This window comes from Thioalkalivibrio nitratireducens DSM 14787 (assembly GCF_000321415.2).
Taxonomy (GTDB): Bacteria; Pseudomonadota; Gammaproteobacteria; order Ectothiorhodospirales; family Ectothiorhodospiraceae; genus Thioalkalivibrio; species Thioalkalivibrio nitratireducens.
The window spans coordinates 2,600,565-2,613,544 of record NC_019902.2; the positions used below are offsets into that span (position 1 = coordinate 2,600,565).

At 68.8% G+C, this 12,980-nt stretch carries 11 protein-coding genes and 1 pseudogene; 3 read left to right on the forward strand and 9 right to left on the reverse strand.

The window, feature by feature from the left end:
* Positions 1–40 precede the first annotated feature (40 nt).
* The 3 genes from TVNIR_RS11840 to TVNIR_RS11850 all read left to right on the forward strand — a co-directional run bounded on the left by TVNIR_RS11840 (position 41) and on the right by TVNIR_RS11850 (position 3,532).
* Positions 41–286 (forward strand): PP0621 family protein, encoded by a 246-nt coding sequence (locus TVNIR_RS11840; protein WP_015259273.1) that lies wholly within the window; start codon positions 41–43, stop codon positions 284–286.
* Positions 249–1,931 (forward strand): sensor histidine kinase, encoded by a 1,683-nt coding sequence (locus TVNIR_RS11845; RefSeq protein ID WP_043739685.1) that lies wholly within the window; start codon positions 249–251, stop codon positions 1,929–1,931. Before TVNIR_RS11840 ends, TVNIR_RS11845 begins: the two co-directional genes overlap by 38 nt.
* 227 nt (positions 1,932–2,158) lie before the next feature.
* Entirely contained in the window at positions 2,159–3,532 is a 1,374-nt protein-coding gene (locus tag TVNIR_RS11850) for a sigma-54-dependent transcriptional regulator (protein ID WP_015259275.1), read from the forward strand.
* Between the two features lie 36 nt (positions 3,533–3,568).
* Here TVNIR_RS11850 and TVNIR_RS11855 read toward each other — a convergent pair whose 3' ends face one another.
* From TVNIR_RS11855 to TVNIR_RS11895, 9 genes and pseudogenes are all read right to left on the reverse strand, one after another.
* Positions 3,569–4,159, reverse strand: a complete 591-nt coding sequence (locus tag TVNIR_RS11855) for a Maf family protein (protein ID WP_015259276.1) — start codon at positions 4,157–4,159, stop codon at positions 3,569–3,571.
* Positions 4,156–4,626 carry a 23S rRNA (pseudouridine(1915)-N(3))-methyltransferase RlmH gene (gene rlmH / locus TVNIR_RS11860; protein WP_015259277.1) on the reverse strand — a complete coding sequence of 157 codons (471 nt, stop codon included), beginning with the start codon at positions 4,624–4,626 and terminating at the stop codon, positions 4,156–4,158. Before rlmH ends, TVNIR_RS11855 begins: the two co-directional genes overlap by 4 nt.
* Before the next feature lie 189 nt (positions 4,627–4,815).
* On the reverse strand, positions 4,816–5,205 hold the full coding sequence (gene rsfS, locus TVNIR_RS11865; protein ID WP_015259278.1) for a ribosome silencing factor: 390 nt from the start codon (positions 5,203–5,205) through the stop codon (positions 4,816–4,818).
* A complete protein-coding gene (gene nadD, locus TVNIR_RS11870) occupies positions 5,195–5,866 on the reverse strand; it encodes a nicotinate-nucleotide adenylyltransferase (protein WP_015259279.1) in 672 nt (223 codons plus the stop codon). The genes rsfS and nadD overlap by 11 nt, the downstream gene beginning before the upstream one ends.
* Positions 5,867–5,946: 80 nt before the next feature.
* The gene (locus tag TVNIR_RS11875) at positions 5,947–7,185 is read right to left on the reverse strand and encodes a glutamate-5-semialdehyde dehydrogenase (protein ID WP_043740620.1); all 1,239 of its coding nucleotides are present in this window, start codon (positions 7,183–7,185) and stop codon (positions 5,947–5,949) included.
* A 128-nt stretch (positions 7,186–7,313) separates the two neighbouring features.
* Entirely contained in the window at positions 7,314–8,324 is a 1,011-nt protein-coding gene (gene holA / locus TVNIR_RS11880) for a DNA polymerase III subunit delta (protein ID WP_015259281.1), read from the reverse strand.
* Between the two features lie 7 nt (positions 8,325–8,331).
* On the reverse strand, positions 8,332–8,850 hold the full coding sequence (locus tag TVNIR_RS11885) for an LPS-assembly lipoprotein LptE (protein WP_015259282.1): 519 nt from the start codon (positions 8,848–8,850) through the stop codon (positions 8,332–8,334).
* Positions 8,847–11,438, reverse strand: coding sequence for a leucine--tRNA ligase (gene leuS / locus TVNIR_RS11890; protein ID WP_015259283.1), 2,592 nt, complete (start codon positions 11,436–11,438; stop codon positions 8,847–8,849). The genes TVNIR_RS11885 and leuS overlap by 4 nt, the downstream gene beginning before the upstream one ends.
* Before the next feature lie 190 nt (positions 11,439–11,628).
* Positions 11,629–12,845 (reverse strand): annotated as a pseudogene (locus TVNIR_RS11895) (IS110 family RNA-guided transposase).
* Positions 12,846–12,980: the final 135 nt, after the last annotated feature.

Sequence of the window (12,980 nt, forward strand, 5' to 3'; positions counted from 1 at the left end):
CGAACGCCACGAACCGGCTACGATCGGCTAGAATTCGGCCATGAGGATCCTGCTGCTTGTCGCCGCCATCGTCGGCGTGTTCCTGATCGTGCGCACCCTGCTCCGGAGCTCCGGAAAGGGGGCTCCCGCAGTTCCGCCCGAACGGGTCAAGCAGCAGGGCCCGGTCGTGCGCTGCGCCCACTGCGGTGTCCATGTGCCCCACCTCGAGGCGTACCGGGCGGGCGAGCGCGTGTACTGCTCCCGCGAGCATGCGCTGGAGGACGCCCGCAGCCGCGACGACGACTGATTCCGCGTTGAAGACCCCGGTCGACACCCCGCACTCGCTCTGGCTGATCGGGCTCTACCGGCTCTTCGTCGCGTCCTTCCTGCTGTGGCTCGGCACGATCGCTCCCGGCGATCCGGGATTCGTGCCGGCGTCGACACCGGGGTTTCAGTTCGTCGCCGCCGGCTACCTCGCGTTCGCGATGGTGCTCGCGGTGCTGGCCCGCGAATCGGCACAGGCACCCGCCCCGCTGCTCGAATACCAGGTGATCGGCGGGGCCCTGGGCGACATCCTCGCGATCAGCCTCGTCCTGCTCACCGCGGGCGGGGTAGAAACCGGGCTGGGACTGTTGCTCATTCCAGCCGTAGCGGCCACTGCGGCGATGACGAGCGGCCGGATCAGCCTGTTCGTCGCCGCGCTGGCCACGCTGATGCTGCTGATCACCGAACTGGTGATCGGACCGAAACTGGCGTGGGCGTTCACGCCCGCCCCGACCCAGACGGGCCTGCTCGGAGCGACGCTGTTCGTCGCGGTGATCATGGTCTGGCGCCTGGCACGCAGGGCCGGCATCAGCGAGGACCAGCTGGCCCGGCAGGAGGAGGATCTCGCCAGCCTCGCAGAACTCAATGCCCAGATCGTCGCGCGCATGGGTGCCGGGGTGATCGCGGTCGAGCGCAACGGCCGGATCCGGAGCATCAACGAGGCAGCACGCCGCCTCCTTCCCCCGCGAGCCGGGCGTACGCTGCAGGAGCTCTCGCCCCGCCTTGCCGACGCGCTGCGCCAATGGCAGCGTGAGCCGAGGCTTCCATTGTCGGTGCAGTTCCCGGGCGATGCCGAGCAGACGGAACTGGAAGTACGGCTCGCGCCCCTGGGGTTCGCGGGCGAACAGGGCACCCTGCTGATCCTCGAGGATGCGACCGAGATCAAGCGCAAGGCGCATGCGAGCAAGCTGCAGTCGCTGGGGAAACTGACCGCCAGCATCGCCCACGAGATCCGCAATCCGCTGGGTGCGATCAGCCACAGCGCGCAGTTGCTGGCCGAGTCTCCCCAGCTGACCGTGAGCGATAAACGGCTGCTGGAAATCATCCAGAACCAGAGTGCGCGGGTCGACCAGGTAATCCGGAACGTACTCAGTCTCTCGCGCGGGCGGCCCGCAGAACGCGGCAGGCTGGTGCTGCTCGAGCGGCTTGAGCGCTTCGCCGAGGAATTCTGCGGAGCGCTGCAGCTGCGCCGCGATGCACTGCACATCCGGGTGACTCCACCCGACGCGGAGGTGTTGTTCGACCCGCTGCAACTGAACCAGGTGCTCTGGAACCTGTGCCACAACGCGCGGGTGCACGGCGGACACGACAACCCCGGGCAGGGACCGATCGTGCTGCGCGGAGGCGCCGGTCAAATCAGCCGGGCCGCAACCCTCGATGTGATCGACGCGGGCCCCGGCATTTTACCGGCGCAACTGGAAGATCTGTTCGAACCCTTCCGGTCCCATGCCCCGGGCGGTACCGGGCTTGGCCTGTACATCTCGCGGCTGCTGTGCGAGAACAACGGGGCCGCTCTGGAATACGTCCAGCACCCCCAGGGGGGCTGCTTCCGCATCCTGTTCGCGCCCGTGGACGACGGCTCCTCCCCAGCCGAGCGGGGGCCACCAGACCTCGGCGACTCGAAATGACCGGCCTGGATGCCTATCCTTTGTGAGGGCTTCGCAAGGGAAGACATCGGCGCCTGCCGTCCTTTCCCGACCCCGTCTGATGGCGGGATTCGGCTCTCCCGCTGCGGAGTCCGGCCGCTGGAGTTCCCGGTCGCGCCGCGTACCGGCCCCGTCTTGTCGGGCGGAGGGCGCGCGCCCGACCCCGTCGACCAGGCGATAGCGAGCAGGCCTGTGCCCAAGGACGTTCGATGAGCATCAAGCATGTGCTGGTGGTGGATGACGAACCCGATATCTGCGAACTGCTGGAGATCACTCTGCAGCGCATGGGCATCGATACCACCACCACGACGCGCATGACCCGGACGATCGAACTGCTGGAAGAGCGCCGGTTCGACCTCTGCCTGACCGACATGCGCATGCCCGATGGCGATGGGCTGGAGCTGGTGCGGCTGATCCAGGATCGATACCCTGAACTGCCCGTCGCGATCATCACCGCCCACGGGAGCATCGACACCGCGGTGCAGGCACTGAAACTGGGGGCCTTCGACTTTGTCACCAAGCCGGTCGATCTGAACCTGCTGCGCAGACTCATCGACAGCGCGTTGCGGCTGGGAGCGGGTGGCGCACCGGAGTCCGCCCAGGGATCGGGCGAAGGAGCACCGACCACCAACCCGCTGCTCGGGCGTTCGCCAGCGATGGTACAGCTGCGCAACCGGGTGGCACGCCTGGCCCGCAGCCAGGCACCGGTGATCATCCTGGGAGAGTCCGGGTCCGGTAAGGAACTGGTGGCCCGCGAGATCCACCGCCTGGGGCCGCGGGCCGGCGGGCCGTTCGTCCCGGTCAACTGCGGTGCGATCCCGGCCGAGCTGATGGAGAGTGAGTTCTTTGGCCATCAGAAAGGCGCGTTCACCGGCGCGGTGCGGACCCGGGTCGGCCTGTTCCGCGAAGCGCACGGCGGCACCCTGTTGCTCGACGAGGTGGCCGAACTCCCGCTTCCGCTGCAGGTAAAGCTGCTGCGTGCCCTGCAGGAACGGGCGATCAAGCCAGTGGGCGCATCGCGTGAAGAGCCGGTCGACGTGCGCATCCTGTCGGCGACCCATCGCGACCTTGCCGCGGATGTCGCGGAAGGACGTTTCCGACAGGATCTGTATTACCGGCTCAACGTGGTGGAGCTGCGGGTTCCGCCACTGCGTGAACGCCACGAGGATCTCGAGGAACTGGCGCGGCACATTCTCGCGCGCATCGCCGGGGAGTGGGGGATTCCAGGTCTGTCGCTGTCCGAGGATGCGCTGGCACGGCTCAGGCAGCATCCGTTTCCGGGCAACGTACGCGAGCTGGAGAACATACTGGAGCGCGCCGCGGTCATGGTGGACGGGCGGGTCATCGACAGCAGCGCGCTCGATTTTCCGAACTGTTCCAGGGCTGGAACCGGGTCCGGCGGCAACCCCGCCACGGTCATGGAGGGCCAGGTCGCGCTGGACGACCACCTGGCCGAGCAGGAACGCCGCGCGCTGGAGGCTGCGCTGGCGCAGACCGCGGGCAACCGCACCGCGGCCGCCCGCGTGCTGGGTCTGAGCTTTCGGCAGATGCGCTATCGGCTGAAGAAGCTGGGCATCGACTGAGCCCCTGCGAATCCCCGCGCGTTTCCCGGATCCGGATCAGCCCGCCAGGCGCCGCTGCGGAGGGTCGGGGAGTTCCCGAAGCATCCGATCGAGCTCGTACAGCGGCAGGCCCACCACGTTGCTGTAGGAGCCGGCGAGACAGCGGACGAACGCCGCGCCCCGGCCCTGGATCGCGTAGGCACCCGCCTTGCCCAGCGGTTCGCCGGTCACCAGATACGCGGCGATCTCCGCGGGTGCGATCTCGCGTATCCAGACGCGCGTCTTCACGCGGCAATCGCGCGTTCGCTCGCCCCGGCGAGCCAGCGCGAGGCCGCTGTACACGCTGTGGACTCTTCCTGAGAGGCGCGCGAGCATCAAAGCGGCCTCGCCCGTATCCGCCGGCTTGCCGAGGATTTCGCCGCCGACCGCGACCACCGTGTCCGCGCCGAGGATCCACTGGCCCGACCGGGTTCCGGCGATCGCCTCGGCCTTGCTCCGTGCCAGGCGCAGCACCAGCCGCGCCGGAGATTCCCGCGGCCGCGGGGACTCGTCGATGTCGGCCGGCGCCAGCGTGAACTCGACGCCAAGTTGCGCCAGCAGTTCGCTGCGGCGGGGCGAAGCGGACGCAAGCACCAGCGGCCAGGTCATGCGCGGTGGTACGGATGGTTGGCGAGCACCGACCAGGCACGGTAGAGCTGTTCCGCAACCAGAACCCGCACCAGCATGTGCGGAAAAGTCAGCGCTGACAGCGACCAGATCCAGTCGGCACGCTCGCGGATCGAGGCGTCGAGCCCGGCAGCACCGCCGATCAGCAGCGCCACGTCGCGGCCCGAGTGGCGCCACTGTTCGAACCGCGCTGCCAGGCGCCGGGTATCCACCCGGTCACCGCGTTCGTCCAATGCGACCAGGATCGCCTGCGGCGGCACCGCCGCCAGCAATGCCTGTGCTTCGGCACGGCGCAGCGTGGAGGCATCCATGGCTCGCGAGCGCGCCGGCCCGGCGAGTGCCTGCAGCTGCAAGGGTGTGTCCCGGGGCATCCGTCCCGCGTACTCGGCAAAGCCCTCGGCAACCCACCCCGGCATGCGCTGGCCGATCGCGATCAGGTGCAGTCGCATCGCAGACCCTCAGGGCGCGTGACAACGCCCGCTGCCGGCGCAAGGGCGTCGCTGCACCCGCCCTCCGATGCACGGCGTGCGGCAATCCGCGCGGGTGGCCCGGCCCGCGTAAGCGGACCGGAATCCCCGAGTGCAGACAGGCGCATTCAGGCTCATCCACTGCAGCAACGCGAATCGCTTCACGCGCTTTCAATGGCGGATGCGCCGGATCACGCTGGGCCCGGGCAGCTGCCGGGCGGCAGCCTCGTCGTCGGCATCCTCCGCCAGCCAGAGCTTCTCCAGGTGGTAGAAGTCCCGGACCTTCGGAAGCATCACGTGTACGATCACGTCGTTCAGGTCAACCAGCACCCATTCCTGACCCTCCTGCCCCTCGATCCCCAGGGGCTGCACCCCGGCCTCCTTCGCCTTCACGGCGACCGAATCGGCAAGGGATTTCACGTGCCGGTTGGAGGTGCCGCTGGCGATGACCATGTAGTCGGCAAGCGGTGTCTTGCCGCGCACGTCGAGCACGCGGACCTGCTCCCCTTTCATGTCTTCCAGCGCACGGGTCACGAGCTCGACCAGTTGTTCACTTTGCATCGGGCGGTTCCTGAGATGAACGGGTTTCCCGGGTAATGACCGGGTAGAGGCCATGTTCGTCGATATAGGCACAGACACTGTCCGGCAACAGGTAGCGCGCGCTCCGGCCCGTCTGCAGGACGCCCCGGATGGCAGTGGCCGAGATATCGAGCTGGGTCACAGGCTGGAAGTGGAACAGGCCGCAGGGCCGATTCCGCAGTGGTTCCGGATCCGGGGCGATGTCCGCGACGCGGCGGAAAGCGGTGCCGGGTGGCGTCTCGGCCCCGGGTCGATGGGCCACCACCACGTGCGCCAGCGCCGGGATCGCCCGCCACCGGTGCCAGGTATGCAGTCCGGAAAAAGCGTCCATGCCCATGATCAGCACCAGCGGCGCCTGCGGCCCGATCTCGGCCCGCAGATCGCGCAGGGTATCCACGGTGTAGGACGGGCCGGCGCGATCCAGTTCCCGTCGGTCGGCCCGAAAGCCGGGCACGCCGGCGACCGCCCGCTCGACCATCGCCAGCCGATGCCGGGCCGGCGTTGCCGGCTCTTCGCGGTGGGGAGGCACATGGCACGGAACGAAGCGCAGCTCGTCGAGCCGCAGCTGCTCGTGCACCTCGAGCGCCGGGCGCAGGTGCCCGAAGTGGATCGGGTCAAAGGTGCCACCGAGAACACCGATCACGGGGTTCCCGTACCCCGGTCGCGCCCCGCCGGGAGACGGGTTCGCCGGGGCGAACCACGGAGCGTCAACGCCGCCCCCGCTCAACCGCGCACATGGCCATCTCCGAGTACGACGAATTTCTGGGTCGTCAATCCATCGAGCCCGACCGGGCCCCGGGCGTGCAGTTTGTCGGTACTGATGCCGATCTCGGCACCAAGGCCGTATTCGAAACCGTCGGCGAAGCGGGTGGAAGCGTTCACCATCACCGAGCTGGAATCCACCGCGCGCAGGAAGCGCCGTGCGGCAGTCCAGTCCTCGGTGACGATGCTGTCGGTGTGCTGCGAACCATAGGCATTGATGTGGTCCATCGCGGCCTCGAGCGAATCGACGACACGGATCGCCAGCACCGGGGCAAGGTATTCCTCGCGCCAGTCGTCGTCGGTCGCGGCCCGAATCCCCGGAAGCACCGCGCGCGTGCGTTCGCAGCCGCGCAGTTCCACCCCGTGCCGTTCGAAGCTTGCGGCCAGGCGCGGCAGCATCTCGTCGGCCCGGCTCGCGTGCACCAGCAGCGTCTCCATCGTGTTGCAGGTGCCGTAGCGCTGGGTTTTCGCGTTCACGGCTACCGCGAAGGCCTTGTCGGCATCGGCGCGGGCGTCGATGTAGACGTGGCAGACGCCGTCCAGGTGCTTGATCACCGGCACCCGGGACTCGCGGCTCACGCGCTCGATCAGCCCCTTGCCGCCGCGCGGCACGATCACGTCGACGTCGCGCTCCATGCGTAGCAGTTCGCCGACCGCCTCCCGATCCGTGGTCGCGACGATCTGCACCGCATCGCGGGGCAGGCCGGCCGCGACCAGCCCGGCCTGAATGATGCCCGCGAGTGCCCGGTTCGAGTGTGCGGCCTCCGAGCCGCCGCGCAGGATCGTCGCATTACCGGACTTCAGACACAGCACGGCGGCGTCGATGGTGACGTTGGGGCGGGACTCGTAGATGATCCCGATCACGCCCAGCGGCACACGCATCCGGCCCACCTGGATCCCGCTCGGGCGATAGGCCAGGTCGGTGATCACGCCAACCGGGTCCGGGAGCGTCGCCACCTGGCGGCAACCCTCGGCCATCGCGTCGATGCGGGCATCGTTCAGCGTCAGGCGATCGAGCATCGCGTCGTCCAGACCCCGCGCCCGGCCGGCGTCGAGGTCCAGCCGGTTGGCGTCGGACAACTCCCGGCGCTGATCGAGGATCACCTCGGCAATCGCCGCCAGCGCGGTGTTCTTGCGCCCGGTATCGGCCTCGGCCATGACGCGCGAGGCCTCACGCGCGCGCCGGCCGAGATCTGCCATGTAGCGGGGGATGTCCGTGGGGATTTCGGCCGCCCGAAGACTTGCAGCACTGCTCATCGCAACTCACTCTCCATTCCCGAACCCGGTGGGCGAACGCCCACCCCGGCGGCCTTTGCCGCCCCGATGCGTCAGGCCGCCAGCAGCGGCCGGCCCGACAGCGCCGCCACCAAGTCTACCAACTGCCTGGCGGCGTTGCCCGCTTCCCGGCCCTTGATCACCCGATCCACGGTCGCGGCCTGTACCAGCAGGCGACGTGCGCCGACCGGATCGACACGATCGACGGCCCTGCGCAGCGCGGCGGCATCGGTACCCCAGAATCCCCGGGTGGCCTGTGCCGCCGGTTCCCCGGCGGCCCGCCGTTCGGATGCCCGCGCCAAGGCGCGGATGTCGCGTGCCAGGGCCCAAAGAATCAGCGGTTCGGGCTGCCCCTCGGCCAGCATTCCGCGCAGCATGCGCAGCGCCCGCGCGGTATCCCCGGACAGCGCGACCGCCGGAAGGCCGAACAGATCGTACCGGGCCACGTCGACCAGGCCCTGTCGCAGCGTGTCCAAGTCGATCTCGGTGACCCCGGCCAGCTTGAGCTTCTCCACTTCCTGCCGCGCGGCGAGCAGGTTGCCCTCGACCCGCGCCGCAAGCAGCGCCAGCGCTTCGGGCTCGATGCCAATGCCCGCCCGCACCAGGCGTTCGCGGATCCAGGCCCCGAGCCGATTCGGCGGCACCGGCCGCGCATGCACCATCACGGCCGCGCGTTCCAGCACCTTGAACCAGGCCGCCTTGCGCATATCCCGGTCCGGCCGCGGCAGCTGCAGCAGCAGGATCAGGTCCGGTTCCGGCGCGCGGGCGTAGCGCGCGAGCTGCTCGGCCCCGGTGCGGCCGGGCTTGCCGGAAGGAAGGCGCAGATCGATCAGGCCCCGCTCGGCGAACAGCGACCGATCGCGCACCGCCGCCTCGAATGCGCCCCAGTCGCCGCTCGCGGCCAGATCCAGCACGGTGCGCGCGGCAAAGCCGCCGGCACGTGCTGCGGCGCGCACCGCATCGCCGGCCTCCAGTGCCTGCAACGGCTCCTCCGCGAGGATCACGTAGATCGGCTTCAGGCCCCGGTCCAGCGCCGACGAAAGCCGGTCGGGAGCGATGTTCACGCCGGACTCACCGGGGCAAGGCTTCCCGACGCTGCGCCAGCACGGCCTGCACCCGCAGCTGCAGCAATCGGACGAGGTCGCGATCCATCGCCCGGCGCAGTTCCTCTTCGCGTTCCGCCTGGCTGAGTACCGACGCCGCGTCGAACACGTAGATGCGGCTGACCTCCAGCCGCCCCAGAGGCAGGCGTTCCGGCTCACCCGGGATCGCCAGTTCCGCGTCGAGCTGGCGCGCCAGCTCGTACTCGCTGATGCGCGCGGCGCCGGTGACCGACAGCACCCGCCGCTCCTCCCGCAGCGCGAGCACGCGCAGCTCAGCGCTCTCGGGGGTTCCGGCGGGGAGCACTTCCACGCCGGCAGCCCGCAGGCTCCGCGCCAGCTGCTGGTACAGCGGATCGCGCGCGGCCAGACCCTCGATCCGGATCGGATCGAGCCCATCGGGCCAGTCGGGCGCGCCGCGCAGCTGAAATCCACAAGCGGCCAGAACCAGCACCAGCAGGGCCACGCCCCAGACGCGTGCCGCGTTCACGCGGGCTTCGCCACGAGGTTGACCAGGCGCCCCGGCACCACCACCACCTTCACCACGCTGAGCCCCTCGAGATGCCGCCGGACGTTCGCATCGCCGCGAGCGGCCTGCTCGATCACCTCGCGCGGGGCCTCTGCGGGCACCTGGATCTGTGCCCTCAACTTACCGTTCACCTGCACCGCCAGGGTGATCTCCGCAACCGTCAATGCCTCGGGGTCGACCGCCGGCCAGGCGGCGTCCGCGATCAGCCCGTGGTGGCCCATGGACTCCCAGAGCGCCTGGCTGATGTGCGGCACGATCGGCGCCAGCATCAGCACCAGATCGGTCAGGCACTCGCGCCGCAGCGGATTGGCCTCGGGTTCGCCCGCCGGCAGGCGGGAGAGTTCGTTCAGCAACTCCATGCACGCCGCGATCGCGGTGTTGAAGGTCTGGCGGCGCCCGATGTCGTCGGTGACCTTGGCGATGGTCTCGTGCAGCTTGCGCCGCAGCGCGCGCCCGGTGTCGCCGAGCCGAGCGGTATCCGGGCGCATCGGCGTCGCCTGTGTGCAACGACACTCGAACACCTGGCGCCACAGCCGCTTCAGGAAACGGTGCGCACCTTCGACCCCGGAATCGGACCATTCCAGCGACAGGTCCGGCGGCGCCGCGAACATCGTGAACAGGCGCGCGGTATCCGCGCCGTAGCGGTCGATCAGCGCCTGCGGGTCGACACCGTTGTTTTTCGACTTGGACATTTTTTCCATGCCGCCGATCTGCACCCGTTCGCCGGTCGCCCGAATCCGCGCATCGTCAGCACCTTCCGCGCCGCGAGCGACCTCGACGTCCGCCGGGTTGATCCAGTCGCGGCTGCCGTCCGGCCGTTCCCGGTAGAAGGTCGGGGCGATCACCATGCCCTGCGTCAGCAGCCGGGTGAAGGGCTCGTCACTCGACAGCAGGCCCTCGTCGCGCAACAGCTTGTGGAAGAAACGCGCATACAGCAGGTGCAGTACCGCGTGCTCCACCCCGCCGACGTACTGGTGCACCGGCAGCCAGTAATCGGCGCGGGCATCGAGCATCGCCTCGTGGTTGTCCGCAGAGCAGTAGCGGGCGTAGTACCACGAAGACTCGAAGAAGGTGTCGAACGTGTCGGTCTCGCGCCGCGCGGCCCGGCCGCACTCCGGGCAGGTCGTCTCGTGGAACGACGCCATCTTCGCCAGCGGCGAACCGGCACCGTCGGGCACCACGTCCTCCGGCAGCCGGACGGGAAGATCGGATTCGGGCACCGGCACCACGCCGCAGTCGTCGCAGTGGATCACCGGGATCGGACAGCCCCAGTAGCGCTGGCGCGAGATGCCCCAGTCGCGCAGCCGGTAGTTCCGCCGCCGCCGCCCAAGGCCGCGCGCCTCCAGCGACACCGCGATCGCGGTAAACGCCTGCTCGAAATCCAGCCCGCTGAATTCGCCGGAGTCGACCAGGCGGCCGTGGTCGGTAAAGGCGGCGGCATCGAAATCCCAGCGGCTGCCGTCCAGCGGCTCGATCACCGGCCGGATCGGCAGACCGTACTGCTGCGCGAACGCGTGATCGCGCTCGTCGTGCGCCGGCACCGCCATCACCGCGCCGGTGCCGTATTCCATCAGCACGAAGTTCGCGACCCATACCGGCACCTCCTCGCCGCTCAGCGGGTGGCGCGCGGTGATGCCGAGCGCGCGGCCGCGCTTTTCCATCGTCGCGAGATCGGCCTCGGCGACGCCGCGGTTGCGGCAGTCCTCGACGAAGGCCGCCAGATCCGGGTCGTCGCCGAGCCGGGCCGTGACCAGCGGGTGTTCGGGTGCCAGCGCGACATAGCTGACCCCCATCAGCGTATCCGGACGCGTCGTATAGACGGTCAGCCGCTGATCGCCGGCGACGGTAAAATCCAGCTCGACGCCCTCGGAACGGCCGATCCAGTTGCGCTGCATTGCGCGCACCTGGTCCGGCCAGCCGTCGAGCCCGTCGAGGGCCTCCAGAAGCTCGTCGGCGTAGTCGGTGATGCGCAGGAACCATTGCGGCATCTCGCGCCGCTCGACCACCGCACCGGAACGCCAGCCACGCCCGTCGATCACCTGCTCGTTCGCCAGCACAGTCTGATCCACCGGATCCCAGTTCACGGTCGAGAGCTTGCGGTAGACCAGTCCCTTCTCGAACAGGCGCAGGAACAGCCATTGCTCCCAGCGGTAGTACTCCGCGTCGCAGGTCGCGATCTCGCGGCTCCAGTCGTAGGCAAAGCCGAGGCGCTTGAGCTGCGCGCGCATCTGCTCGATGTTCTGCCGCGTCCAGGCGGCCGGCGCGACACGGTTCTGGATCGCGGCGTTCTCCGCCGGCAGCCCAAACGCGTCCCAGCCCATCGGCTGCAGCACGTTGCGCCCCTGCATGCGCTGGAAGCGCGCGATCACGTCGCCGATCGTGTAGTTGCGCACATGCCCCATGTGCAGTTTCCCCGACGGATAGGGGAACATCGACAGGCAGTAGAACCGCTCGCGGCGGTCGTCCTCGCGCGCGTCGAAACAGCGGCTCTCGTCCCAGCGGCGCTGGACGGCGGTCTCGATCACGGCGGGGTCGTAGCTTTCCTGCATCGGGGGCGCGTCCAGATAGGGGAAAACTGCCAGAATAGCAGCGCCGCGCGGCGGCCACCAAGCCGTAGCGGTGTCGCGTCCACCGGCGTTAGCGTGAAAGAACCTGACGTTGGGGCGAGCGAGATTCTGGCGTGACGCATGCCGGTGCGCAAATGCCTGCTTGCGGGACTCGAAGAGCCTGTGTGGCGGCTCAGGTGGCGGTGAGATAGCCGTGCTTTTCCAGCATCTTCAGCCAGCGCGGCGCGTTGCGCTGCACGACGAGAGCCTCGTAATCGACGGTGCGGTCCTGGTAGGGGGTCGCATGATTGAGCATGGCGTAGACGATGCGCAGGAGCTTGTGCGCCAGGGCCACGATGGAGCGCTTGTGTCCCTTGCGGATGGACAAGGCCGAAAACTTGTCCTTGAGCGCACAGCGGGTGCGGGAGGCGGCTTGCGCGAACTCGCACAGCAGGCGACGGACCCAGGCGTTGCCCTTGCGCGTGCGTCCGCTCTTGCGTTTACCGGCGCTCTCGTGGTTGCCGGGGCAGATGCCGACCCAGGAAGCCAGGCGTTCCGCGTTGCCGAAGCTCGCCATGTCGGTGCCGATTTCGACGAGCAGCATGGCGGCGCCAATGCGGTCGATGCCGGGCACGGTTTCCAGCAGGCACACCTGCGGTTCCCAGGGGGCCAGACCCGCAAGCAGTTCCTGTTCGAAGCGGGCGATCATGGCCTCGAGGTACTCGATGTGCGCCAGAACCTCGTTGAGCACGAAGCGGTGCCTGGTGCTCAGTTCCTCCGGTTGCAGGGCTTCGAACAGTTCTTCGCGGGAAGCCCGCAGGCGGCCGGCGAGGTCGAGGATCGCGTGCATGGGGGCATCGGCGAGCAGGGCCTTGATCATGGCCCGTGCCGACGCGCCGTGTACGTCGGAGACCAGCACGTTCAGGCGAATCCCGGCATCGGTCAGCACCTTGTGCAGCCGGTTCTTCTCCGCGGCCAGCATCCCGACCAGCTTCTGGCGCTGCCGGGCGATCAGGCGCAGATGGCGGATCTCGGCCGGAGGAATGAACGAAGCCCGCAGCAGACCGGCACGGGCCAGCGTGGCCAGCCACTGGGCATCGGAGAGGTCGGTCTTGCGGCCAGGCACGTTTCGGGCGTGACGGGCATTGACCACCCAGGCCATGACGCCCACACGCTCAAGGGCCGCATAGGGGCTCTTCCAGTAGATCCCAGTGCTCTCCATCACCACGACCTCGGGTCAAACCCGCGAACCCACTCGGCCAACGCCCGCCGATCGCGCTTGAAACCACCAAACTCCCGGTGCTCCACCGCCACACTGCCATCGGGCTGCTCGATCAGCGCACAGGCCGTGATCTTGCTCTGGTGCACATCCAGACCGACAACGCGCCGGTGAATCGGGGTAATGTCCATGCTGACCTCCTCGGGCAAACGCACTATCCTTCACGATGTGCTGTCGCCAAGGGCGCCGTCCTTCAACGGGCCTGTCGGGACTCGACGGCTCTTTTTAGCGTGCGCTGTCCATGACCCTTCCAGGCCATGCCAGGC

Bases quoted from the DNA above. Each gene is read 5' to 3' on its own strand.
- TVNIR_RS11840 (WP_015259273.1), top strand. From the start codon at position 41: ATGAGGATCCTGCTGCTTGTCGCCGCCATCGTCGGCGTGTTCCTGATC.
- TVNIR_RS11845 (WP_043739685.1), top strand. From the start codon at position 249: ATGCGCTGGAGGACGCCCGCAGCCGCGACGACGACTGATTCCGCGTTG.
- TVNIR_RS11850 (WP_015259275.1), top strand. From the start codon at position 2,159: ATGAGCATCAAGCATGTGCTGGTGGTGGATGACGAACCCGATATCTGC.
- TVNIR_RS11855 (WP_015259276.1), bottom strand. From the start codon at position 4,159: ATGACCTGGCCGCTGGTGCTTGCGTCCGCTTCGCCCCGCCGCAGCGAA.
- rlmH (WP_015259277.1), bottom strand. From the start codon at position 4,626: ATGCGACTGCACCTGATCGCGATCGGCCAGCGCATGCCGGGGTGGGTT.
- rsfS (WP_015259278.1), bottom strand. From the start codon at position 5,205: ATGCAAAGTGAACAACTGGTCGAGCTCGTGACCCGTGCGCTGGAAGAC.
- TVNIR_RS11875 (WP_043740620.1), bottom strand. From the start codon at position 7,185: ATGGCAGATCTCGGCCGGCGCGCGCGTGAGGCCTCGCGCGTCATGGCC.
- leuS (WP_015259283.1), bottom strand. From the start codon at position 11,438: ATGCAGGAAAGCTACGACCCCGCCGTGATCGAGACCGCCGTCCAGCGC.